Here is a 24794-nt window from a genome sequence, read left to right on the forward strand (position 1 = left end):
CATATTGTTGATTTAGAATTTGCTCACTCCCCTTACAGAGCGTTTTCCCATGACCGAGCAATACGCTTTCATTCTCAAAGCCAAGACCCGCCCGGAGCAGGCCGAGGCCTTCGAACAACTGTTCCGTCCTTACGTGGAGCCGAGCCGCCAGGAACCGGGCTGCATCGAGTACCACATGCTGCGCGACAAGGCAGACCCGAGCCTGTTCGTGTTCTTCGAGGTGTGGGCCAGCAAGGACGCGCTGGACGAGCATTCGGCACTGCCACATATGCGTGCCTTCTTCGAAAAACGCATGGATTACCTGGAGCGCGATTTCGATATCCAGATGATCGACATGCTCAGCGCCTCTTCCGCTAGCCGTTGACCAGCAGGTGCCCGCCCAGCAGCGCAAGGCCGATGAAGAAGCAGCGCTTGAACAGCGCTGCGCTGATCCGTCCGCGCAGCCACTGGCCGGCGAACATGCCCAGCAAAGCCGGTGCCAACACCAGCAGTGAAGCCCCCAGGGCCTGGCCACCCAGGGCGTCCTGCCCGGCCAGGCCGACCGCCAGTGCAAGGGTCGAGACGGTGAACGACAGGCCCAGCGCCTGGACCAGCTCGTCGCGGCTCAGGCCCAGGCCCTGCAGGTAGGGCACCGCGGGCATGACGAACACGCCGGTGGCGGCCGTCACCACGCCCGTGAGCAACCCGCAGAGCGGCCCCAGCCAGGCCTCCATGGCCGGTGCCACGCGCAGCCCTGGGCCGACCACCCCATAGAGGGCATAGACCAGCAAAGCGGCGCCCAGGCCATGGGCCGCCCACGGACCGCTGTCGATCCCCAGCCAGACGCTGCCCAGCAGGGTGCCGATGAAGATCATCGTCAGCATCCCGCCCAGGCGGCGCAGCAGCGCGAGCAGGTGGCCACCGGCCGCCAGCTGCCAGAGGTTGGTCAAGGTCGATGGCACGATCAGCAGCGCCGCTGCCTGCGCCGGAGCCATAGCCAGGCCAAGCAATCCCATGGCGACGGTCGGCAACCCCAGGCCGATGACACCCTTGACCGCGCCGGCCAGGAAGAAGGTCAGGATCACCAGCAATGACAGCGCCGGGCCGATGTTCTGATAAAAAGCCAGGAAGGTATTCATGACCACCATCCTGCCGTGCGGCAAGCGCGCTGAAAATCTGCCATATACTCAGGCAGACTCTTGCCAGGACAGAGGCAGATGCATTTCGACCTGATCGACCTCAAGCTGTTCCAGCACACCCTTGAAAGCGGCAACATCACCGCCGGCGCCCGGCGCAGCCACCTCTCGCTGCCGGCCGCCAGTGCGCGCATTCGCGCCATGGAGGCCTCGCTGGGCATTCCTTTGCTCGAACGCAACCGCCGCGGCGTGCTACCCACGCCCGCCGGCCAGGCCCTGCTGCAGCATGCGCGGCTGATCGCGCAGCAGGTCGAGCGCCTGCAGTTCGACCTCGGGCAATACGCCCACGGCCTGCAAGGCCAGGTGCGCCTGCTGTGCAACACCGCGGCGCTGACCGAGTACCTGCCGGAGCTGCTGGCGAGCTACCTGGCCGAGCATCCGGGGGTGAGCGTGGATATCCAGGAACTGCCCAGCCTGCATATCGTCCAGGCGATCAGCCAGGGCATGGCGGACCTGGGTATCGTCTCGAATGCCGCGCCCTGCGCAACCCTGCAGACCCTACCGTTTCGCGACGATCCACTGGTGCTGGTGATGCCGCGCGAGCACCCGCTGGCGGCCAGCGACCAGGCAGACTTCAACGCCAGCCTTGCCCATGGATATGTGGGGCTGGGTGCCGACAGCGCCCTGGCGCTGCATCTGGAGGAACAGGCCCTGCGTCTCGGCAAACGGATGCAGGTGCGCGTTCGCGCCGAAGGATTCGATGGGGTGATCAGGATGGTCGGAGGTGGCGCGGGGGTGGCCGTGGTCCCGTTGACCTCGGTGCGCCGCTGGGAGCACAGCTTGCCGCTGCGCTGGGTCGCCTTGCAGGAGGCCTGGGCGAAACGCAGCTTGTTGCTGTGCTCGCGGGATTTCAGTGCGTTGCCTGGCTACGCCGCCCTGCTTGTCGAGCGCTTGGGCAGCAGCGCCTGAAGGCTGCCGCCACAGGTGATCACCCGTGGCGGCACCTGTGCCAAAGGGCCGCATGGCGACCCGGGCACGATCAGGACGACAGGTACGAGGACCGGGTCAGCCCCAGGCGCAGCGCGTCGAGGTACTGGGTACGCTCGCGGGCGGTGATCCTGGCGCTGGCGACCTTGTCGCGGTAGTGGGTCATCAACTCCTCCGGCGACAGATGCACGTAGCGCAGCATGTCCTCGATGGTGTCGTGGGTCTCGATACCGGCGTGGTACACGCTGCCATCGGCGTTCTGGTAGATGTTCACCGAGTCGGTGTCACCGAACAGGTTGTGCATGTCGCCGAGGATCTCCTGGTAGGCGCCGACCAGGAACACGCCGAGCAGGTAGTCCTCACCTTCCTTGACCGCGTGCACCGGCATGCTGGTCTCGATGCTCTGCTCGTCGACGTACTGGTTGATCTTGCCGTCGGAGTCACAGGTCAGGTCCTGCAGCACGGCGCGGCGCAGCGGCTCTTCGTCCAGGCGGTGCAGCGGGATGATCGGCAGCACCTGGCCGATGGCCCAGGTGTCGGGCAGGCTCTGGAACACCGAGAAGTTGCAGATGTACTTGTCGGCCAGCTTGTCGTTGAGTTCGTCCAGCACCTGGCGGTGCGAGCGCTGACGAGCCTTGAGCGAGTTGTGCAGGCGCCGGCACACGGCGAAGTAGCACTGCTCGGCCAGGGCCTTCTCGGCCAGGGTCAGCTTGCCGTCGGCGTACTGCGCGGCCACGTCGCCCATGTAGTGGGTGGCGCGCCAGTAGGTCTCGGTGACCATCTCGATATCGGTCGGGCCGAGCAGGTCGGCCAGCCACTGCACGGTCTCGGGCAGGCTTTCCTTGTTTTCGATGGTCGGCACTTCGTCGTTGTGACTCTCGACGTCGGTTACCTGGATCACCAGCATGGCGTGGTGCGCGGTGAGCGAGCGGCCGCTCTCGGAGAAGATGTGCGGGTGCGGCAGGCCCTGCGCGTCGCAGAACTCTTTGAGCATCCCGACCACCACGCCGGCGTAGTCGTCCATGTCGTAGTTGATCGAGCTGGCGTTGCGCGAGTGGGTGCCGTCGTAGTCGACACCCAGGCCGCCGCCGACGTCGATGTGATCGACCGGCAGGCCCAGGGCGCGCAATTCGCCGTAGTAGCGGATGGCTTCCTTGAAGCCGTGCTGGTAGTCGGCCAGGTTGGCGATCTGCGAGCCCATGTGGAAGTGCAGCAGGCGGATGCCCTGGTCGAGCCCGGCGTCACGGAAACGCTGCACCACCGAGATCAGCTGGGCGGCAGACAGGCCGAACTTGGATTTCTCGCCGCCGGTGTCGGCCCACTTGCTCGACGCCAGCGACGACAGGCGCACGCGCAGGCCGACCTGTGGCTTGACCTTGAGCTCCGCGGCCTCCTCGATCACCAGGGCGACCTCGGACTCTTTCTCGATCACGATGAACACGTTGTGGCCAAGCTTCTGGCCCATCAGCGCCAGGCGGATGAACTCGCGGTCCTTGTAGCCGTTGCAGACGATGGTGCCGCCCTTCGGCGCCAGCGCCAGCACCGCCAGCAGCTCGGGCTTGGAGCCGGCTTCCAGGCCGATGGAGACGTTCTGGGTGGCGATGATGTTCTCGACCACCGCTTCCTGCTGGTTGACCTTGATCGGGTACAGGGCGGTGTACTGGCTCTGGTACTCGAGGCGGGCGATGTTGGCGTCGAAGGCGCCGGTCAGCTGGCGCACGCGGTCCTGCAGGATGTCGGGGAAACGCACCAGCAGCGGCAGCGACAGGCCGCTCTGGCGCAGTTCCTGGACCTGTTCGAAGAGGTCGATCGGCGCGCTGTCCGGGCCGTTGGGGCGCACTTCGACGCGCCCGGCGTCATTGATGGCGAAATAACCTGCGCCCCAATGGCGGATGCCATAAACACTGCGGCTGTCGGCCACGGTCCACTGGCTACCATCGTCTTTGCGTGTGCGTCGTACGGACATTCAAGTCCCCTGTATGAAAAGTCGAAACACTGCCCCACCTCGGGGCGCTGGCAGTGTAAATACTGAAAATGACGATTCTTCCGTGTCAGGCATAGACCCTGCCCACGGGAACGAGTTTAGAAAGCGCTGGGCAAAAAATCGCGCGGCTGCACTCAGCCGCCGGATTTCTTCGCCTTGAAACCCTGCTTGATCAGCTCGGCGAGCAACAGCTCGACGTGATCGCCCTGGATTTCAATGACCCCGTCCTTGAGCGCGCCGCCGGTGCCGCAACGACGCTTGAGCGTGCTGGCGAGCTCCTTGAGCGGTTCCAAGGCCAGGGGGACGCCCGTGATGGTGGTCACGGTCTTGCCGCCACGGCCTTTGCTTTCACGGCGCACGCGGGCAATGCCATCCCCCTCGGGGATGACCTGCTGCTTGCAGATACAGTCGTCCACCGGTTTGCTGCAGTCGGGACAGTGCCGACCGGCATCGGTGGAAAAGACGAGACCGCCCAGGGCGGAAAAGGAAGAAGCTTTCTTGGCCACTTTTGTTCCTCTGTGCCGAGGACAAAAAACTGGTCGGCGGGAGCCGACCGCGATGCCCCACTCTGGCAGGGGCGGCGCTTACTGCCGCAAGGTTGTGCGGCAGCCCGAAAAGGGCGCGCAGTGTAACGATAAATCCGCCTGTTGCTAAGTACAGGATTGCGCCATTTTACGAAAGTTTTGCGACTTCATTGCGGGGCAGCCTGATAGCGCTGCAACGCCACCAGCGAGTCCGGGCAATACGGCAGCGTTGCACTTTCCGCCAGGGCCTGCTCGACACTGATGAACCGCGCCTCGCTGACCTCCTCGGGCTGCAGGCGCAACGCCCCATCCCACACCGCGGAAAACACGGCGCCCCACAGGCGGTTGCCCGGCTGCTCGAAGTAGAACGTCTCGTGGAAGCGCAGCTCGACGCCGCTCACTCCCAATTCCTCGGCCAGCTCCCGGGCCGCGGATTCGGCATAGGACTCCTGCACCCCGACCATTCCCCCCGCCGCCACATCCCAGTAGCCGGGATACAGCGCCTTGCTCAGGGTGCGCCGGTGCACGCACAAGTCGCCTGCGCTGTTGAACAGCAGGATGAAGGTGCAGCGCCCGATCAGGCCGCGCTCGCGCAATTCAGCCCGTGGCAGGGCGCCGAGCAGTTGGTCATGCTCATCGACCCAGGCCACCAGCTCGGCGTCGGAGGCCGCGCGGTGCGCGACCTCGGCAGGATTGACCGGCATCTCAGCCCTGGGACAGCAGTTGGCGCAGGTCGATGACCGCAGCGTTGGCCCGGGAGATGTAGTTGGCCATCACCAGCGAGTGGTTGGCCCACATGCCGAAACCACTGCCGTTGAGCACCATCGGGCTCCACAGCGCTTCCTGCGAGGCTTCCAGCTCGCGGATGATCTGCCGCACGCTGACCGTGGCGTTCTTCTTCGCCAGCACGTCGGCGAAGTCGACCTCGATGGCGCGCAGCAGGTGCGACAGCGCCCAGGCCTGGCCACGGGCTTCGTAGAACACGTTGTCGATCTGCAGCCATGGGGTCTCGACCACTTCCTCGTCGACCTGTGGCGCCTGGCCCGGGGCCACGGATTCGGTCTTCAGGGTGTTGTTGAGCTTGACCCGGCCAACACTGGCCGACAAGCGCTGCGACAGCGAGCCCAGGCGGGTGGCGACGTCGCCCAGCCAGTTGTTCAGGTTGTCGGCGCGGGTGTAGAAGATCGCGCCCTGGTCGCCCTTGGCCAGGCGCACCTGATAGCGGTTCAGCGACTTGATGCCCTCTTCGAACTCCGACTCGCTCGACGGCAGGATCCAGCTCTTGTTGTCGAAGTTGAAGCGCGGCTCGGCCTTGGCCAGGTCGGCGTCCTCGGTCGATTGCGACTGCGACCGGGCGAAGTCCTTGCGCAGGGCGCGGGACAGGTCACGCACCTGGACCAGCACGCCGTATTCCCAGCTCGGCATGTTGTCCATCCACAGCCCTGGGGGGAAACGGTCGTTGGAGATGTAGCCACCCGGCTTGTCGAGCAGGGTGCCGGCGACGGTCTTGAGGGTTTCGATGGTGGTGTAGCCGATCACCATCTGCTGGCCGTTGCGCTCGGCGGCGGCCTGGGCGTTCTGCTGCACCGGGAACAGCTCGGGCTCCTGGCTCCAGTACCAGCCCAGGCCGATGCACACCAGCAGGTAGAGGCCGATCAGGGTGCCCAGGGCACGGCTCCACAGGCCACCAACATAGCTACGGGTAGCGGCGCCGCGGGTTTCGACCCGCTCGCGGGGCTCGGCCTTGGCCTCGCGGTTTTTCCAATCCAGCATGGCATTGTCCTTAATCAGTCACGAACGGTTCAGGGTTTGGACCACAGGCCTCGGCCAGGGTGCCACGACAAACCCAGGTGGCAGCACTATAAAGCAGACACCGCCATTCGTATAAGCGACCAACAGGTCAGCAACTGAATTACCGTCCCTTAACACTTTGTTGACCCGAGGCACTCGCTTGTCGGAAAAGCGGTGCTAGCATAGAGCCATCATTGAACCTGCGCCCTCCCACTCATAAGTAGTCAGGACATGACCCAGCCAGCCGAGCCGAGCCACGAACGCCTCAAGCAGCATTTTGCCCAGCGGGTGATCCACCAGGCCCGGCAGATCCTCGAAATCTGGCAGCGCCTGCAGCGTGGCGAGTGGTCCAGCGGCGACCTGGGCGAACTGTGCGAGGCCAACCTGCGCCTGCAGCGCTATGCCGAACGCTTCGAACAGCCCGAGCATGGCAGCCTGTCCACGGCCATCGGCCAGACCCTGCGCGCCATCGAAGCCAACAGCGCTCGCCTGAACTCGGAACTGATCAGCGAACTCAACCGCCTCATGCAGCGCCTGTCACGCACCGGCCTGCGCAAGGGCGACCAGCTCGACAACGTGCCTCTGCCGCCGCTGCGCAAACCGGTGTACATCGTGCTGCAGGACCACGACCGCGCCGAACGCCTGGCCCAGCAGCTGGAGTTCTTCGGCCTCAGCGTGCAGGCGCTGTGCAGCGCCGAGGCGTTCCAGGCGTCGATGAGCGAGCGCCTGCCGTCGGCGATCGTCATGGACGTCGACTTCACCGGCGCCGGCATCGGCCTGCAACTGGCGGCGAAAGCCCAGCAAGGCCTGGAACATCCGGTGCCGCTACTGTTCTTCAGCCTGCATGAAACCGACACCCCGACCCGCCTGGCCGCGGTACGCGCTGGCGGCCAGGAGTTCCTCACCGGCACCCTGGACGCCTCCAGCCTGCTGGAGAAGCTCGAACTGCTGACCAGCGCCACCCAGTACGACCCGTTCCGCGTGCTGGTGATCGACGACTCCCGGGCCCAGGCCCTGCACACCGAGCGAACGCTCAACAGCGCCGGGATCATCACCCGCGTCCTCACCGAGCCGATCCGCACCATGAGCGAGCTGGCCGACTTCCAGCCCGACCTGATCATCCTCGACATGTACATGCCCGCGTGCACCGGCCCGGAGCTGGCCAAGGTGATCCGCCACAACGACCGCTACGTGAGCGTGCCGATCATCTACCTTTCGGCCGAGGACGACCTGGACAAGCAGCTCGACGCCATGAGCGAGGGCGGCGACGACTTCCTGACCAAGCCGATCCGCTCGCGGCACCTGGTGACCACCGTGCGCAACCGCGCCGCCCGCGCCCGCCACCTCAAGGCACGGATGGTGCGCGACAGCCTCACCGGGCTGTACAACCACACCCACATCCTGCAACTGCTCGAGGACTGCAGCTTCCGCGCCCGCCGCGAGGTGCAGCCCCTGAGCTTCGCCATGCTCGACATCGATCACTTCAAGAAAATCAACGACCGCCACGGCCACCCCATGGGCGACCGGGTGATCAAGAGCCTGGCGCTGTTCCTCAAGCAGCGGCTGCGCAAGACCGACTTCATTGGTCGCTACGGTGGCGAGGAATTCGCCATCGTCATGCCCAATACCGGACTGGAAGCGGCGCACAAGGTGCTCGACGAAATCCGTCGACGCTTTGCCGAGATCCATTACCCGGCCCAGCCCCACGACCTGCAATGCACCTTCAGCGCCGGGGTGGTGCAGCTGGACGAGCAGCTCGACGCGCTGACCATGGCCAGCGCCGCGGACGAGGCGCTGTACCGCGCCAAGCACGCCGGGCGCAACTGCGTGGTGCGGGTCGAGCCTTAGCTTATCGCAGGGCACCATACCGGCACTGTGCCACTTTTTTATGGCGCCAACCCGTCGTCGTCATCACCTCGTCACAAAATCGCAATAACTTCAGGCCCGACTTCTCCACTCCCCCTCCGCAGGAAGTTCGCGGCTATGCGCCTGAAGTGGCTGACCAATTTCAACACCCTGTTGCTGGTGACCGTGTGTATTGCCCTGGGCGCGACCCTGTGGTGGTCGCAACGCGCCCTGGAACGTCCCTATCAACTGATGGAGCGCTACCTGGGCCTGTCCCAGCAGTTCCAGAACCATGCCGCGCGCAACATCCAGGCCTACCTGGGCAGCGGCGACGCCCTGCGCCACGCGGCGGCCATGGAGGCCAACACGCAATTGCAGGCAGCCCTGGCCGACTGGCCCGGGCCCCTGTCGGCCAAGCTGCGCCCGAGCCTGGACAGCCTGCAGGGCTTCACCGCCAACGAACTGCTCGCCGCCGGCAAGCTGGCCGGCGATCCCCAGGCCTTGCTGCTGCAAGCCGAACGGGAGCTGGGGGCAAACCTCGAGCAACTGGCCGGCTATGCCCGTGACAGCGGCAGCGCCGACGCCAGTCGTTACCTGACGCCGTTGCTGGAAGCCTCGCTGCACCTGGGGCGTCTGTCCCTGGCCCGCGACAAGCTGGTCAGCAGCGGCCGCGCCGAGCTGGCCGACGAAGTGGACCGCGAACTACAGCAGATCGCCGCCCAGGCCCAGGCCATCGACGGCCTGCCACTGCTGGGGGTGACCCGCGCCGCCGAATCCAATGCCGATGACTTCGCCGCTATGATGGGCCTGGAGTCGCAAGCCAGTGCCGAGCAGGAAGACGTCGCCGTGGGCCTGAAGCGCGAGCTGCACAGCTTGCTCGGCCGCTACCCTGCCGAACTGCAGCGTACCCGCGAGCAGATCGAGCGCCGCGCCAGCCTGGCCGCCAGCACCAGTGAGCGCCTGGAGGCGGTGCAGCAGGCCATCGCCGGCCTCGAGCCCGAGGTTCGCGGCCTGCACGCCACCATCGCTGGCGAGGTACGGCTGATCCAGGGCCTGATGATCGGCCTGATCCTGCTGATCGCCCTGCTCATCGATACCCTGCAACGTCGCCTGGCACGCACCCTCACCAGCCTGGCGCCGGCGCTGTCGCGCTGGGCCGAGGGCGACTTCGCCCAAGCCATCGCCCTGGGCCGCACCAACCGCGAGCTGCACGATATCCAGGAATCGCTGAACCGCCTGCGCCAGTACCTGGTGGAGCTGGTCGGCACCATCCGTCACAACGCCGAACAGGTGGCCGGCAGCAGCCATGCCCTGGCCGGCATGAGCAGCGCCCTGCACGACGGCGCCGAACGCCAGGCCGGCGACACGGCGCAGATCCGCGACGCCCTGGGCGAGCTGGAGGCGACCATCCAGCAGGTGGCCGGCGATGCCAGCTCCGCCGCCGAGGCCAGCCGCGATGCCGGCCGGGCCGTGGAGCAGGGCCAGACGGTGATCGGCCAGAGCCTGTCCGGCCTGCGCGCGCTGGTCGACGAGGTGCAGGGCAACGCCCGGATGATCGAGCAACTGGCGCAAGAGTCGGCGACCATCGGTGGCGTGCTCACGGTGATCCGCGCGATTGCCGAGCAGACCAACCTGCTGGCGCTCAACGCCGCCATCGAAGCGGCCCGGGCCGGCGAGATGGGCCGTGGCTTCGCCGTGGTGGCCGACGAAGTGCGCTCGCTGGCGCAGCGCACCACTGGCGCCACCGGCGAGATCCAGGCGCTGATCGACCGCCTGCAGCAAGCCGCCCGCGATTCGGTGGACGGCATGCGCACCCAGCTGGAGCACGCCGAGGCCACGGCCAACCAGGCACAGTCGGCCGATGGTGCGCTGGAGGCGATCGTCAGCGCCATCCGCACTATTTCCGACACGGCGGTGCGCATTGCCGATGTGACCGCGCAGCAGACCGGAGCGGTGAGCGAGATTCGTGATCACAGCGAGCGGATTCACGAGCTGGGCGAGGACAACCTGCAGCGTATTGGCGAAGGGCGTGAGCAGGGCGAGCAGTTGCTCAAGCTGGGCGGTGAGTTGAACACGGCGGTGCGGGCGTTCCGGCTCTGAAAGCATCGCGGGGCTTACCCCGCGATGGCCCATAGCCCTGCCAAGTCCGCTATCATGCCGCCACGTTCCACCTCGCGAGTCCGCCATGCGCCGCCTGTTTTTCCTGTTGTTCCTGCTGCTGGCCAGCCCTGCGTTCGCCACCGGCCTGCTCGACAACCGCCCCAGCGCCACCCTCGGCGCCGCGTCCAACAGCGCCGACTTCCTCCCGGTGCACGAAGCCTTCAAGCTCAGCCTGATCGAGACCGACACCCAGACCGTCAAGCTGCGCTTCGTCGCCACCGACGGCTATTACCTCTACCGCCACCGCTTCCAGTTCCGCACCGAGCCTGCGGACATCAAGCTCGGCGCGCCGAACATCCCCCAGGGCGAGGCCAAGCACGACGAGTTCTTCGGCGATGTCGAGGTGTACCACGGCGTGCTCGACATCGAACTGCCGCGCAACGACCCGCGCGCCTTCACCCTGCTGGTGGGTTACCAGGGCTGCGCCGACAAGGGCCTGTGCTATCCGCCGGAAACCGCGCGCTTGAGCATCGACGGCCAGAGCGCCCCGCTGCCGGCAAGCGCCGAGCAGGGCTGGACCTGGAAGTCGCTGCTGCTGTTCTTCCTCGCTGGTGTCGGCCTGACCTTCACCCCGTGCGTGCTGCCGATGCTGCCGATCCTTTCCGGCGTGGTGCTGCGCGGCCAGGTCGGCGGCCTGCGCGGGTTGTCGCTGTCGCTGGCCTACGTGCTGCCGATGGCGGCAAGCTTCGCCGTGCTCGGCGCCCTGATGGGCCTGTTCGGCGCCGGCCTGAACCTGCAGGCGCGCCTGCAGTCGGCCTGGGTGCTGGTACCGTTCGCCGCGTTCTTCGTGCTGTTCGCCCTGGCCATGTTCGGCCTGTTCGACCTCAAGCTGCCGCAGGCTTTGAGCAGCCGCCTGGACAGCCTCGCCCATCGCACCAAGGGTGGCTCGCTGCTGGGCGCGGCGGTGCTCGGCGTACTCTCCAGCCTGCTGGTCTCGCCCTGCGTGTCGGCACCGCTGGCCGGTGCGCTGCTGTACATCAGCGCCAGCGGCGACGCGCTGGGCGGCGCCCTGAAACTGTTTGCCCTTGGCCTGGGCATGGGCGCGCCGCTGTTGCTGGTCGCCACCGGTGGCGCCGCCTGGCTGCCCAAGAGCGGGCCGTGGATGAACACGGTGAAGAACGCCATCGGCGTGTTGCTGCTGGGCCTGGCCATCGGCCTGCTCAGTCGTGTGCTGCCGGGGCCCGTCACCCTGCTGCTGATCGGCCTGCTGGCCGCCGGCGTGGCGCTGTTCCTCGGCGCCCTGGAGTTCGTGGTGAAAACCCCGCGCCAGCGCCTGGCGCAACTGCTCGGCCTGGCGCTGCTGGTCTACGCCCTGGCCTGCTGGTATGGCGCCCTGAGCGGCCAGGGCGACCCACTGCGCCCACTGCCGCCACCCACCGTGGCCGGCAGCCCCGCTGCGGCCAAGGCCGACGCCTGGCAGACCATCATCAGCCCCGCCGCCCTCGATGCGGCCCTGGCCGAGGCCAAGGCCGCCGGCCAGCCAGTGCTGCTCGACTGGTACGCCGACTGGTGCATCAGCTGCAAGGTGATCGAGCACGAGGTGCTCAACGCGCCGCAGGTCGAGGCGCAACTCGGCGCCTTCCGCCTGCTGCGCTTCGACATCACCGAAAGCAATGCCGAACAACGCGCCCTGCTCGACCGCTACCGCCTGTTCGGCCCGCCCGCGTTGATGTTCTTTGCGGCGAACGGCAGCGAAATGACCAGCGATCGGGTGATTGGCGAGATAAACGCCGGCGATTTTGCCCAGATTCTGGCGCGCGTGCGCGGCCAACTCGGTCTATAACTTCCCCAGCCTCTGAAAAACCCGCTGGTGAGTGACCAAAGTCAGTCATCCGGTCACATACTTTGCGTGAATCTCGGACATCGTGCTGGCTATTGCCGGGAACTGGACACTCAGCGCCTGTTGCGGCATAGTCGCCGCGCTATGTCGAATTGCCCTACAAAACCAAGGAACCGCAGATGGCAACCCTACTGGTGCTGCACGGCCCCAACCTGAACCTGCTCGGGACCCGCGAACCGGGGCATTATGGCGCCGCCACCCTGGCTCAGATCAATCAGGACCTGGAGCAGCGCGCCCGCGCCGCCGGCCACCATCTGCAATACCTGCAGAGCAATGCCGAGTACGAATTGATCGACCGTATCCACGCCGCGCGCAACGAGGGCGTGGATTTCATCCTGATCAATCCGGCCGCTTTCACCCACACCAGCGTCGCATTACGTGACGCATTGCTCGCGGTGAGCATCCCATTCATCGAAGTGCACCTTTCCAACGTGCACAAACGCGAGCCGTTCCGTCACCACTCCTACTTTTCGGATGTTGCCGTAGGGGTGATCTGCGGCCTCGGAGCCACCGGTTACCGGTTGGCCCTGGAGTCCGCGCTGGAACACCTGGCTGCCAACGCACAGCCCTGATGACACAAGGCCTTGGCCCTTTAGGGCCGAGGCTCATGAAGAAACGTTTTCGACACGTTTTAAAATACGTCCCCGACCGAACCTTGGGAGTTGCTGATTAATGGATATCCGTAAAGTCAAAAAGCTGATCGAACTGCTGGAAGAGTCCGGCATCGACGAACTGGAGATCAAGGAAGGCGAAGAGTCCGTTCGCATCAGCCGTCACAGCAAGACCCCGGCCGCCCAGCAGTTCTACGCACCCGCGCCAATGGCCGCCGCGCCTGCCGCAGCCCCGGTTGCCGCCGCTGCCGCCCCGGCCGCTGAAGCCGCTGCCGCCGCACCTGCCCTGAAAGGCACCGTGATCCGTTCGCCGATGGTCGGCACCTTCTACCGCAAGCCTTCGCCAACTTCGCCGAACTACGCAGAAGTCGGCCAGGCCGTGAAGAAGGGCGACACCCTGTGCATCGTCGAAGCCATGAAGATGATGAACCACATCGAATCCGATATCGGCGGTGTGATCGACGCCATCCTGGTAGAAGACGGCCAGCCGGTTGAGTTCGACCAGCCGCTGTTCACCATCGTTTGATTCGCGGAGAGCCAACGATGTCTGGGAAGCTCGAAAAAGTTCTGATCGCCAACCGCGGGGAAATTGCCCTGCGGATCCTGCGTGCCTGCAAAGAGCTGGGCATCAAGACCGTCGCCGTGCACTCCACGGCCGACCGTGAACTGATGCACCTGGGCCTGGCAGACGAATCGGTCTGCATCGGCCCTGCATCGTCCAAGGAATCCTACCTGCACATCCCGGCGATCATCGCCGCCGCCGAAGTGACAGGCGCCACCGCCATCCACCCAGGCTACGGCTTCCTCGCGGAAAACGCCGATTTCGCCGAGCAGGTGGAAAACTCCGGTTACATCTTCATCGGCCCGAAAGCCGACACCATCCGCCTGATGGGCGACAAGGTGTCGGCCAAGGAAGCGATGATCAAGTCGGGCGTGCCGACCGTGCCAGGCTCCGACGGCCCGCTGCCGGAAGACCCGGAAACCGCGCTGGCGATCGCCCGCGAGGTGGGTTACCCGGTGATCATCAAGGCCGCCGGTGGCGGTGGTGGTCGCGGCATGCGCGTGGTGCACAAGGAAGAAGACCTGATCGAATCGGCCAAGCTGACCCGCACCGAAGCCGGTGCCGCGTTCGGCAACCCGATGGTCTACCTGGAGAAGTTCCTGACCAACCCACGCCACGTGGAAGTGCAGGTCCTGTCCGACGGCCAGGGCAACGCCGTGCACCTGGGCGACCGTGACTGCTCGCTGCAGCGCCGTCACCAGAAAGTACTGGAAGAAGCGCCGGCCCCGGGCATCGACGAGAAGGCCCGCCAGGAAGTCTTCAAGCGTTGCGTCGACGCGTGCATCGAGATCGGCTACCGCGGTGCCGGTACCTTCGAGTTCCTGTACGAGAACGGCCGTTTCTACTTCATCGAGATGAACACCCGTGTTCAGGTGGAGCACCCGGTTTCGGAAATGGTCACCGGTATCGACATCGTCAAGGAGATGCTCAGCATCGCCGCTGGCAACAAGCTGTCGTTCCGCCAGGAAGACGTAGTGATCCGCGGCCACTCGCTGGAGTGCCGGATCAACGCCGAAGACCCGAAGAAGTTCATCCCGAGCCCAGGCAAGGTGAAGCACTTCCACGCCCCGGGCGGCAACGGCGTGCGCGTCGATTCGCACCTGTACAGCGGCTACTCGGTTCCGCCGAACTACGATTCGTTGATCGGCAAGCTGATCACCTACGGCAAGGACCGCGACGAAGCCATGGCGCGCATGCGCAATGCCCTGGACGAGATCGTCGTCGACGGCATCAAGACCAACATCCCGCTGCACCGCGACCTGGTGCGTGATGAAGGTTTCTGCAAAGGCGGCGTCAACATCCACTACCTCGAGCACAAACTGGCCAACCAGGAGTGATCGCGTTAGCGTGATGACAGAGCCCCGGCCCCGTGCCGGGGCTTTTTATTTGCGCGTGCCTCCCCCGGGAGCACAAGGCGTGGAGCGGGCTTGCCTCGCGATGCATGGGCGACAAACCCGATTGAACCCCGCCCAACCCCATGCAGTCCATCGATCAGGCCCACTTTCCCGAGGCCTCACGAGGAGACTCCCATGAAAGGTACTGCGCTATCCGCCCTGTTCGCGGCCGCGACCCTGCTGGCCTCGCCTGTATTCGCCGCCGACGACTTGTGCGCCATGAACCTGCAGAAGATCGACGACAGCATGGCCACCGCCGGCGCCACCTCCGAAGGCCTGGACAAGGCCATCACCGAGCACGTGGACCAGGCCAAGGCCGCCCAGGCGAAAGGCGATACCAAGGAATGCATCGCCATCACCAGCAAGGTGCTCGAACGCCTGGAAAAGACCGAGAAAGGCAGCGGCTCGGCCGGTGGCAGCGGCACCTAGGCCCTGCGCGCACGCGGGCGGCCGAACCTTCTGTCGACGTCGCCCGCGTAAGCGCGTATACTCTCCCTTGCGTGCTGAAAGGCACGTTCAGCTAGAGCTGAGTGTGGGGCCGATTAGGATTCGACGCCGGTAGCGAAACTCTAGGTGCATGCCGAGTTGGTAACAGAACTCGTAAATCCACTGTTGCAACTTTCTATAGTTGCCAATGACGACCACTACGGTGCTGCTCTCGCTGCTTAATTGCAGCTGACATGCACTCCTGGTACCTTCGGGTCCAGCAATCATCAGGGGATGCCTGTAAACCCGAAATGATTGTCATACAGAACAGGATCGTCGTGCAGCACGTTGGGGGCGAAGCGACTAAAACTTACCCAACTCATCCAAAGCACCCTGCCCGTCGGGCGGCTGCGGATTAAATCAGTAGACATGGCTAAGCATGTAGTACCGACAGCGGAGTACTGGCGGACGGGGGTTCAAATCCCCCCGGCTCCACCAAATCCGAAGAAGAAGACGCCCTAGGGCGTCTTTTTTTGTGCCTGGGATTCAGGGCCTCAGCGGCAGCACGCCATCACCTTTCCCCCTCCTCCTTCATCGCCTCCAGCTTGGCGAACTGCTCGCTGGCCAGCCGGCTGATGATTCGGATCGCCTGATGAACGCCCGCTGTGTTGCGGAAGCTCAGTTGCGGGTTGTGCTCGCACTCCAGTACCTCGTCATGCTGGACCAGCGCCTCGCCTAGCAGTTCGAGAGTCCAGACGTAGCTTTGGAGGGTAGACAGGCGCTCACGATCAGTCATGGGACACCTCCCGCTTGGCGCGTTCGGCGAGGGATTGGCTGTCGATCGGGTAAAACGTTGGGGATGGGGTGGCCGCAGGGGTTGGCCGGCGGAGAGCGGATGCGAGGATCCTGCTCAGAATGCGAGTAAGCATGCATGAGACTCCAAGTTTGCGATTTGGAGCTACCACGATCCTTCCTACGGGATTGGGTGGCAGCTGTGCATGGGGTAGGAATACCGGGAAACTTGGAACCCGGCCAGGCCGAAGCCTGCCCACACACAGCCGCCATAACATCGCAGCGGGCGCAAAAAAGGCGCCAGCCGTTGTGATGGGGCGCCTAGTGCGTGCGCCAAGTTTACCAGCAGGTTCCTACACCTGGTCGCGGATTTTGCTGCGACTTGAGGACTGTAGCCTTTGACGGGATTGATTCGCAACAGATAGGAGGATGGGAAATTTCCTAAAAGCTTGGAGGAAAGGAAGCGCTGGGTAGCGCTGATGCAAGGGGCAGAGAGATCGAGCGACTGCTATCGCATCAATGGATACCTAACTGACTGCAGACCAAGTTCGGACGCTAAGAAGTACGGCGTAAGCCCACCCTTCAAGAACGCGATATGATAAAAATTATCGTGCTCGATCTTTATAAAGGTTCCAGCTAGAATACCCTCCTCTAGGAGGCCTTCCCCCCATGATTGATGCTGTTGACCTTTTCTGTGGCGCTGGTGGCCTGACCGCTGGCATGCGTAATGCTGGCATCGAAGTCTACGCCGGTTACGACATTGAGGCCCAGTGCAGGCATGCTTACGAAGTAAACAACCAGACAGCATTCGTGGCGCAGGACGTCAAGACTCTCACCAAGGAACAGCTTGAAGCATGGTATCCACGAGTCGAAGGCCGCTACCGGCTCCTCGCGGGCTGTGCCCCCTGCCAACCCTTCTCCACCTACAATCAAGGGCGAGACACCAGTACAGACAGCAAATGGCCTCTGCTGTACCACTTCGCACGCCTGATTCGAGAAGTGCAACCTGAACTGGTTACGATGGAGAACGTTCCTGATGTGACCAAGCATCAGGTCTACCAGGATTTCGTAGCCAACTTGGAGTCTCAAGGCTACAAAGTGTGGGCGAACCGAGTGGCCTGCGTCGACTACGGCCTACCTCAGCACCGTCGTCGACACGTCCTGTTGGCCTCCAAACTAGGCCCAATCAAGCTCATTGAGCCCACCCACCCCAATGCCCCCGTCACCGTCATGGACATGATCCATGACCTGCCTCGAATCGCAGCAGGCGAGTGCGATCCCAATGACCCTATGCATCGCGCTGCCACGCTGACTCCGATCAATCTGGAACGCATCCTGCGCTCACGCGAGGGCGGCACTTGGCGGGATTGGCCCCCACACCTAATTGCAGAGTGTCACCGCAAAGCTAGTGGCAAGACCTACCCTAGCGTCTACGGCCGGCTGAAAAGAGATGAACCAGGTCCCACGATGACCACGCTGTGCTACGGCTTCGGTAATGGCCGCTTCGGTCACTACGAGCAAGCGCGAGCGCTCTCGCTGCGCGAGGCTGCAATTCTCCAGTCCTTCCCAAGAGACTACGAGTTCATGCCGCCGGAGCAAATTACCTTCAAAGCAGTCGGACGGATGATCGGCAACGCCGTACCAGTTCGTCTGGGTGAAGTGATAGGTGAAAGCCTCATGCGTCACGTCGAGGAGTACGAACAAACTCGCCCACAAGAAATTCCCGCCCGAGTCGCTCCTCAAGCTCTGTAGGCTTGCGAGTTTCACATTCCCAGATCACCAGTACACGCCAGCCCAGCTCACACAGCTGGGCTTCTTTTTTTGCATCCCGCACGACATTGGCCTCGAACTTGGGAAGCCAATATTCCTGCCGGCTCTTCGGCACGCTCGCGTAACGACAGCCAAGATGTCGATGCCAGAAACACCCATGCACGAAGACCACCGTCCGGAATCTCGGTAGGACTATGTCCGGTGAACCTGGGAGATCCCGACGATGCAAACGGAACCTCAGCCCCAAAGCATGCAATGCTCGACGCACGACGATCTCCGGCCCAGTATGAGCACGCTTGACCGCACGCATAATGTCACTACGCGACATTTCCCTCCTCCACTGCTCAGGCGTCGGCAGGAACGATCACCCCTGTCATCGCCAAAGCCTCCAGATGCCGGTGAAGCTGGCCCGGCAGTGGGTCGCCCGAGATCAAAACGCCAGCCTCTATATTTTTCTCCATGGCGTGCCCAGTCAGGTTCGCACTGGTGATAAAGCACATTTTGCCGTCGGCTACGGCGACCTTGGCGTGGACGCGCCCGTCAGAGAATGGGCCGGCCTTTTCACGCCACGCATAGATTTTTGCGGCGGGGACCAGCGTTCTCATTTTGCCTATCGCATCAAAGGCGATGCTACCGCCGTGATCCTCGGACAACTCAAGCAGCATGGAGATGACCACTCCTCGATCAGTAGCCGCATTCAGCGTCTTTACGATAGTCGAGACGTCATAAGCCACGAAACTGGTTATGAAAAGGGTCCTCTCGGCGGCATTGATGACTTGCAACAGCGCCTGCTCCGTTCGACGAGCAGAGACGATGGGGGTCGTCGGCCCTGTCCACACGAGCTCGGTGGATTGCTGATTCGCAGCCTTGGTCAAGACATGACCTGAAGCGAGAAGCATAGATGCCAACTCCTCGGCGCTAACAGCGCTAGCTCGCCAGGCATTGATGAGTTGATCCACTAGCCCAGCGGCAGTGGGCGTGCCAACCACGCCCGACAGTGCACTGCTAGCTTTGCTGGTATCGGTCCGGCGAATCCGGCTAGCTATAGCCTGAACCTTTTCTGGAGAGACCAGGCAGACAACGGCCGCAATGGCGTCCAAAAGCTCATCCACGTCAAAAACCCTTGAAGAAAGCAGCGTCGGCGCGTTCGAGTGTCGGTACGAGCAGTGATCGATCCAGATAGCGGTTGCCCCGCTCACAAGAGGTTTCCGCTACCAAACTGCAGGCATGGCAAGCAGCACCATGGAGGGAGCGATCCTTTTCCGGATCATGCTCCGAACAAAGTGGATCGGAAGAGCAAATTTTCGAACGATTCAATGCTTGCTCCAGCAAGCGCCCCAGATTGTCTGGCTTACCGAGATCGACGAGGCCGCCCAGCGTGCCGTCCGAATCCGCTGCAGCGGTATAGATGAGGATGCCAGCCTGCGAGCTATCTCCTGATGTGTCGGCATAGATGCGTTCACGAATGCTCGCGGCGTTGTATCCGCACTCCAACGCCAACTCCCGAATTAGTAAATGAGAGAGCGTGTGCAGCATCGCATAACGAATTCCGGGATAGCCCTCATCCGGGTCGAGATGACGCGAGTTTCGCCAGCCCTTATGACCACCCCGTAGCATCTGGTCGACCTTTTTGACACCTTCCAAAGCCTCCCAGTCAGCAAGCGCGGCCTCGTCGAACTGGATGAAGATTCCCTCACCATGAACCTGGTTGGCTGGCACCCAATCTGGCTTACCACGTACCAGGCTAGCCATTTGCGGCCGGCCATCGGAGTCGCAAGACTCTTCAGGGGCCTCGACCCGAGTGAATCCCAACAGCGCGTTTACCTCACGCAATCGCTCAAGGAGTAGGACTCGGCTGATATGGCCTCCAAACCCCGGTGGCGTTCCAACCTTCTTGCTCATGAAATGGGGGTAATCCGTGGGCGGGTTAGCTTCGGTCAGCACGTCCCACTCAGGTCCTTTGATATCGGACTCACCCACGACCTCCTTCCCACCACCGGAGCGATGCATCTCAATGGCCGCCCAGATTGCGGCTGCAGCGTACTTGTCGATTCCTGGCAGCGACCCGGTCTTCTTCAGTGTCTTCACCGTCACCGACACTTCTGCTTCGGAATCGAGTTCTTCGAAAAACTCCCAGCCATCCTGGATCAGCTGACTGAGAGGATCCTTGGTTTGTGGGATCGCTAGCGCAGAAAGAGTGATCGGGAACCAACTGTTCGTAGCTCCCAGAAGTACAGCACGTGCTTCTTCACCGCATTCGGCATCGAAATGATCTAGATGAGGATGGCGACCTCGGCAGGCCGGAAGGTTCTCCTTGCCAGACTTACCAAACGCCTGGGCCAGACTTCTTGATACACCGCAGGAGCATTTCACCCACAAATTCTCCGTCTGCAAGGATGCCCCACTTTCAAAAAAGCGGAGAGTGCCTTGGCAAGAGCTTTTGCCACTGTGAACGAAATAGTGCCAGGGGAAATCATCCAAGTGACCATTCTTGCATGCCAGCAAAAAACGGGCAGGAACGGCATCTGCATCCTTTGGCTTGTCTGTGCCTTTTGATCCTTGGCAGCCAGCATGTATAAAGCGAGTTCGCTCAGGACGGTATCGATGCTCCTTTATGGTGAAAAGCTGATGATCGTAAGGAGACAGCAGGCCGCACTTCACGCAGCGCATCCAGCGCGGGAATGGCCGAACGGGGACACCGATATTGGCCTCAGCCGACCAGACGTCGACAAGTTCGCTTTTCTGGAATGGCGGCATCCGCAGATTCTCGACCTGCTCTCCCAAACGACTTCGAACGGCAGCGAGCAACCGTGCCTCTTGAATCGGCTGGCAGCGATCCTTTTCCCAGCTATCGATGCCCAGGGTCACTACGGAAAGGCTGGGCAGGTCGATCAGCGCACCGGGCCCATAAGTCCACAGCAATTGGCTGGGACGTACTTCGCCGACTGGAGTTTTGTTGTTGATGATCATGCTCAATCCTCATCCTTAGTTGCGGGACGAGACTTCCAATCGTGATCGTCCGTGATATGGCTCGTGTTCATAATCAGGCGTACGCCTGGCTCGACCTCCCGCATTGACATTGGTACGGTCCAGTTGTCCCAGGCTTGAAGTCCTGGTGACTTGATCAATGGAACGGTTTTGTCTTTTTCGGGGCCACGCTTCTCATACGCTAATATCCGTCCGCCCTTGCTGACCTCTTTCGCCCATTCGTCGGCGCGCTCTTTCAGCTCGGTCTCAGCCAACTGCTTACGCGAGTTGTCTTCAGCGACATTGCCCGCGCGAGCCGCCAACACCTTGATGGCATCGACTATCTCGGCCTGATTGGACATGCTCAATTGGCCAGCCCCTTCGTTTGGGCTGAAATCGTCGTTCTCCAGACGCATCAAGCTCAACAGCGAGCCCGTCAGACCTCGATCCATCGCTCGCGGTGAGAACGGCGTTACCGATTGCGCCTCGACGTGTTTATAGAACGTGGCGTGGTAATGCTCGAAGGTTTCGTAATGCGAAAGGTCGCGCGGTCTGGCCCACGTCAGCACAGTGCAGACCAAGCCCGGGAAGGAACGCCCGACGCGACTGGTGGCTTGGATGTACTCAGCCGTACCTTTGGGCTGGCCATTGACGGCCATCAGGCCAAGTCGATTCACGTCAACACCCACTGACAGCATGTTGGTCGCCAGTACCACATCGATGGCGCGCGTGTCACCTTCCTGCCAGCGGGTCACATACCTGCCGGTAGCTGTGTCGAACTCAGACTTGAACTTGACCTCTAGGTTGTCGAGGTACTTGGGAATATCCTGACTCGATACCCGCGACGTCAGCTCGCGAATGTTACTGATGCTGCGTTGGGCTAGCGCGGGCCGCTCCACCATGCTCATCTGTACGCGGTAGGAACGTGTCTGGACGTCATCCTCTGCCAGCCGCTTCATCCCCCCCAACTCACGCAAGGAGTTGAAATAGCCGACCATAGTCATGTACGGGTCAGCAGGCTCGCCAAAGTGATCGAACAGCTCTTGTGCCGCCGTCAGAAACGCGGTGTAGACGCGGATCAGCATCGCGGGGCGCGAACTACCGGGAGAGCACACGCCGAGGTAGCGCCGCCCCGGTCTTTCTTCGATCGGACGTTGCACCGAGAAGAAGTTGTCTTCCACGTCCAATCCATGCGGAGGAAACACCGAAACACGCCGCATGAAGACGTTGTTCACTTGCTCCTTAGCTTTGCGTACCGTTGCCGTAGAGGCGATGATCTTCGGCTTGACCGTCTTGCCATTGAGCGTCCAGCCGCACAGCTCATCGACAGCAGTTTCATACAGACCAACCATGGTGCCCAGAGGCCCACTGATGAGGTGAAATTCGTCCTGAATGATCAGGTCAGGTGGGCGAATCGGGTTAATGGCCTTTACCTTCGAGAAAGAAAAGCCCTTGCCCGCTTGGTGATTGCCATTGCAATTGGCGCCTCGCCAAAGCAGCCCGTGGCGCTCGCATTCCTGGCCCACGCGCCCAAACAGCGTCCGCACCTGACCACGCCACGCCATCATGGCGAACTTGTCCACGGTGGCGATCATCATGGTGGGTGGGCGATGATAGATCTCTTCGTCCACGACCAGCACCGGAATCCCCGGGTGCGGCTGCTTGCTGGACTTTCCTTTGGAAAAATCGCAGCGGCCTTTCTTATCGCCGCAGTAGACGAAGGTTCGACCAGAGCCTTTATCGACTTCGACGTCTCGTCCCGGGGCCACCTCCGAGCCACACCACGGGCAACTGGTGAGCTGCGCAGGCGATGCCGCCCCGGCGTTGTATCTGCCGGGGTTGCGTACATCCTCAATAGCGCGGTGGCTGTCCTCTGTCGTGCCCGGAGTGACCTTGTTGCCAACCCAAAGGCCGATGGTAAAAGGTTCGGTGCCGAGGGATTTGTCGCCCTTGTCCAGCGCCTCGCGCCGCAACACCTCCATCGCGCAAATCATTGCCGTGGCACGCTGAAACTGCTGCAGCGTCAACAGACGCAGGGTGTAGCGCATGATCACGGCCAAACCGCGTGAGCTGTCGTAGCCGCCAAGATTGCCTTGCATGCGCCGGATGGCCATGGTGAAGGCGGCTACACCCAAGTAGGCCTCGGTTTTACCACCGCCGGTAGGGAACCACAACAGATCGGCATAAGCCTCGACGGGCTGGACGCGATCCGGGTGACTCGGGTCTGCCAGCGATGGAATCGAGAGGAGCAAAAACGCCAACTGGAACGGACGCCAGCTGCGGTTCCTCACCAGATCGAACTTGTCGATGCTGACATTCTCACCCCGCCGCATCGCCAGTGCATATTGGCTGCGCACGCGTTGCGTCGCCATCGAACGGTTGGCGAACCGAAAGGCCGCCAGGGCCTTCTCATCGGCTTTCAGCGTGTCGATACCTTGTTGTAGGCGCACGCAGATCTCTTGGCAGCGATCCATCGCTTGTTGCGACTGAGTGTCATAGCCAGTCACTTCGGTACCGATGCGAGCACGCTGTTCATCGACCCACGAGGCGTAGTCCTTAGTCAACATGCTCAAGGCGTCTACCAGCGAGTCGATGCCCAAGGTCGCCAGTCGCTGCATGTCGAGCAGGCCGCTGCTGACCATCTCACGCATCGCCGGGCGATCGGAAGGGTCAAGGCCCGGCGTCTCCGTTACTTGCACCTCGTACTGCGGCATGACGGTCGTGCGGACTTCGGTGGCTAGCGCCACGTCCTCTGCAGTTTCGGCATGGACGGCAACGCCATGGCCCATGGCGAACTCAACGCGATTGCGATAGATCATCTCCAGCGCTTCACGCTCGGGATCCACACCGTCTGTGTCCAACACTGGTCTGCGTCGAAAGATGGCCCGCTTGGCGGCATCCTGCGACGAACGAACGATCAGCTCAGGCTGGAATATCCACGCCGTATCGCGATTGGTCTTGAGCTCTTTCTGTGCATTCACCAGGAACAAAGTGACCAAGCGATCGCCCTTGGGACTCTTGGCCCGAATGGAGCCCTGAACGCGCACTTCGGGAAACTTACTATCAGGAGCCTGATGTGGAATCACGCCTTCGGTCAGTGGCAGCACGATCTTGCCGCCACAGGGGATGCGTTGCCACACCTTGGCTTTCTGTAGATTAGGTTTTATAAGGTCGTGCTCATCGTTCGGTACGCGCTCGTACCTCCCCCAACGAGCCTCAATCTCGATCTGACCGACATCTCCATCCACACAGAAGGTCATGCCCAGACTGCTAGGAATCAGCGACTGGTTACTGGCGACATCGATCTCGTCAGCCGAGTCCGCTTCCGGTTCTACCCTCCCGGTAGCCGTTCCAAACTCCGCACCTGGTTCATGCCGACCGGGCACCTTGGGCTCGGTGGGTTCTTCGACATCGTCATCGGCCAGCGGCCCATCCAACCCCTCGATACCGCCCTGTGCGGTCTCACGCGGGGCCAGTTTGCCAACCAGGTAGCGGTCGCGTACCCCCATATCGACAATGCGCTCACGGGGTCCACCTGCTGGGCCAAGCAGATCGTCCATCACGGCCAGTTGCAGCAGCTCGCGGATATAGGCCTGATCATCGATGCTCGGCACGTCAGCGATGGTCTTGTTCAATGCCCTGGGAAGCGACTCCAGAAAATCCGTCCATTGAATGCGGCCAACGCTGCCGGAGGACGGTGAGGCGAGTGACCTCAGACCAGTAGAAACCGCCGGATCGACCAACAGCATTCGATCGAAGTAGATCGTGGTGATCTCTAGATCGGAACGAACCCGCAGTACCCGCGCGACTCGCGTGATAAGACCAACTGCGCTCAGGATCAACACCCAATCGTCATTCGCAATGGCTTGGTAAAGCGAACGCTCCCCTTTCAGCCGCAACGTATAGGGTGCCAGCATGGGATCAGCAGCAAGACAATGATCGATAGCGATCCATGCATTGAGATTCGAGTTTACTGACATATCGCGAACCTCTCGCAGTTCTGATGGAAAATTTTCTCAACCTTGA

At 62.5% G+C, this 24794-nt stretch carries 20 protein-coding genes and 1 other RNA gene; 11 read left to right on the top strand and 10 right to left on the bottom strand.

Annotation, left to right across the window (positions count from 1 at the left end; genetic code table 11):
* The first annotated feature begins 49 nt into the window (after positions 1–49).
* Positions 50–364, top strand: coding sequence for a putative quinol monooxygenase (locus tag OH705_RS23090; protein ID WP_023631587.1), 315 nt, complete (start codon positions 50–52; stop codon positions 362–364).
* Here the strand turns inward: OH705_RS23090 and OH705_RS23095 are convergent.
* On the bottom strand, positions 354–1118 hold the full coding sequence (locus OH705_RS23095) for a sulfite exporter TauE/SafE family protein (RefSeq protein ID WP_267303055.1): 765 nt from the start codon (positions 1116–1118) through the stop codon (positions 354–356). The genes OH705_RS23090 and OH705_RS23095 overlap by 11 nt on opposite strands.
* 78 nt (positions 1119–1196) lie before the next feature.
* Here OH705_RS23095 and OH705_RS23100 point away from each other — a divergent pair, with 78 nt between their 5' ends.
* On the top strand, positions 1197–2084 hold the full coding sequence (locus OH705_RS23100) for a LysR substrate-binding domain-containing protein (RefSeq protein ID WP_094012486.1): 888 nt from the start codon (positions 1197–1199) through the stop codon (positions 2082–2084).
* Between the two features lie 70 nt (positions 2085–2154).
* On the opposite strand, the gene speA is transcribed toward OH705_RS23100, so the two are convergent.
* The 4 genes from speA to OH705_RS23120 form a co-directional block, all read right to left on the bottom strand.
* Positions 2155–4068 (bottom strand): arginine decarboxylase, encoded by a 1914-nt coding sequence (gene speA, locus OH705_RS23105; protein ID WP_023631655.1) that lies wholly within the window; start codon positions 4066–4068, stop codon positions 2155–2157.
* 152 nt (positions 4069–4220) lie between these two features.
* Positions 4221–4592: a translation initiation factor Sui1 gene (locus OH705_RS23110; RefSeq protein ID WP_023631654.1), complete on the bottom strand. Its 372-nt coding sequence runs from the start codon at positions 4590–4592 to the stop codon at positions 4221–4223.
* 185 nt (positions 4593–4777) lie between these two features.
* Positions 4778–5314, bottom strand: a complete 537-nt coding sequence (locus OH705_RS23115) for an NUDIX hydrolase (RefSeq protein WP_094012485.1) — start codon at positions 5312–5314, stop codon at positions 4778–4780.
* Between the two features lies 1 nt (position 5315).
* Positions 5316–6383 carry a DUF2333 family protein gene (locus OH705_RS23120; RefSeq protein ID WP_094012484.1) on the bottom strand — a complete coding sequence of 356 codons (1068 nt, stop codon included), beginning with the start codon at positions 6381–6383 and terminating at the stop codon, positions 5316–5318.
* A gap of 249 nt (positions 6384–6632) precedes the next feature.
* On the opposite strand from OH705_RS23120, the gene OH705_RS23125 reads away from it, so the two are divergent.
* The 8 genes from OH705_RS23125 (at position 6633) to ssrA (ending at position 15737) form a co-directional block, all read left to right on the top strand.
* A complete protein-coding gene (locus tag OH705_RS23125; protein WP_110605542.1) occupies positions 6633–8249 on the top strand; it encodes a diguanylate cyclase in 1617 nt (538 codons plus the stop codon).
* A gap of 1317 nt (positions 8250–9566) precedes the next feature.
* On the top strand, positions 9567–10346 hold the full coding sequence (locus tag OH705_RS29410) for a methyl-accepting chemotaxis protein (RefSeq protein WP_376752420.1): 780 nt from the start codon (positions 9567–9569) through the stop codon (positions 10344–10346).
* A gap of 85 nt (positions 10347–10431) precedes the next feature.
* On the top strand, positions 10432–12189 hold the full coding sequence (locus OH705_RS23135) for a protein-disulfide reductase DsbD (protein ID WP_267303057.1): 1758 nt from the start codon (positions 10432–10434) through the stop codon (positions 12187–12189).
* A gap of 176 nt (positions 12190–12365) precedes the next feature.
* Positions 12366–12818 carry a type II 3-dehydroquinate dehydratase gene (aroQ, locus tag OH705_RS23140; RefSeq protein WP_011535870.1) on the top strand — a complete coding sequence of 151 codons (453 nt, stop codon included), beginning with the start codon at positions 12366–12368 and terminating at the stop codon, positions 12816–12818.
* Between the two features lie 100 nt (positions 12819–12918).
* Entirely contained in the window at positions 12919–13383 is a 465-nt protein-coding gene (gene accB, locus OH705_RS23145; protein WP_023631559.1) for an acetyl-CoA carboxylase biotin carboxyl carrier protein, read from the top strand.
* A gap of 17 nt (positions 13384–13400) precedes the next feature.
* Positions 13401–14756 carry an acetyl-CoA carboxylase biotin carboxylase subunit gene (accC, locus tag OH705_RS23150; protein ID WP_023631558.1) on the top strand — a complete coding sequence of 452 codons (1356 nt, stop codon included), beginning with the start codon at positions 13401–13403 and terminating at the stop codon, positions 14754–14756.
* A gap of 192 nt (positions 14757–14948) precedes the next feature.
* Positions 14949–15242 (top strand): hypothetical protein, encoded by a 294-nt coding sequence (locus OH705_RS23155; protein ID WP_023631557.1) that lies wholly within the window; start codon positions 14949–14951, stop codon positions 15240–15242.
* Between the two features lie 105 nt (positions 15243–15347).
* Positions 15348–15737: a transfer-messenger RNA gene (gene ssrA, locus OH705_RS23160) on the top strand.
* 73 nt (positions 15738–15810) lie between these two features.
* On the opposite strand, the gene OH705_RS23165 is transcribed toward ssrA, so the two are convergent.
* Complete coding sequence (locus tag OH705_RS23165; protein ID WP_267303058.1) at positions 15811–16035, bottom strand: hypothetical protein; 225 nt, start codon at positions 16033–16035, stop codon at positions 15811–15813.
* A 665-nt stretch (positions 16036–16700) separates the two neighbouring features.
* Between OH705_RS23165 and OH705_RS23170 the strand changes: the two genes are divergently transcribed.
* A complete protein-coding gene (locus tag OH705_RS23170; RefSeq protein ID WP_267303059.1) occupies positions 16701–17783 on the top strand; it encodes a DNA cytosine methyltransferase in 1083 nt (360 codons plus the stop codon).
* Here the strand turns inward: OH705_RS23170 and OH705_RS23175 are convergent.
* The 4 genes from OH705_RS23175 to drmA are packed head-to-tail and all read right to left on the bottom strand — an operon-like array spanning position 17707 to position 24748.
* Positions 17707–18129, bottom strand: a complete 423-nt coding sequence (locus tag OH705_RS23175) for a very short patch repair endonuclease (RefSeq protein WP_267303060.1) — start codon at positions 18127–18129, stop codon at positions 17707–17709. The two genes, OH705_RS23170 and OH705_RS23175, sit on opposite strands and share 77 nt — an antisense overlap.
* Positions 18130–18145: 16 nt before the next feature.
* The gene (drmC, locus tag OH705_RS23180) at positions 18146–18913 is read right to left on the bottom strand and encodes a DISARM system phospholipase D-like protein DrmC (protein WP_267303061.1); all 768 of its coding nucleotides are present in this window, start codon (positions 18911–18913) and stop codon (positions 18146–18148) included.
* Between the two features lies 1 nt (position 18914).
* Positions 18915–20771, bottom strand: coding sequence for a DUF1998 domain-containing protein (locus tag OH705_RS23185; protein ID WP_267303062.1), 1857 nt, complete (start codon positions 20769–20771; stop codon positions 18915–18917).
* Positions 20772–20773: 2 nt separating this feature from the next.
* Entirely contained in the window at positions 20774–24748 is a 3975-nt protein-coding gene (drmA, locus tag OH705_RS23190; RefSeq protein ID WP_267303063.1) for a DISARM system helicase DrmA, read from the bottom strand.
* Positions 24749–24794: the final 46 nt, after the last annotated feature.

The organism is Pseudomonas sp. BJa3 (assembly GCF_026343815.1).
GTDB classification, from domain to species: Bacteria; Pseudomonadota; Gammaproteobacteria; order Pseudomonadales; family Pseudomonadaceae; genus Aquipseudomonas; species Aquipseudomonas soli.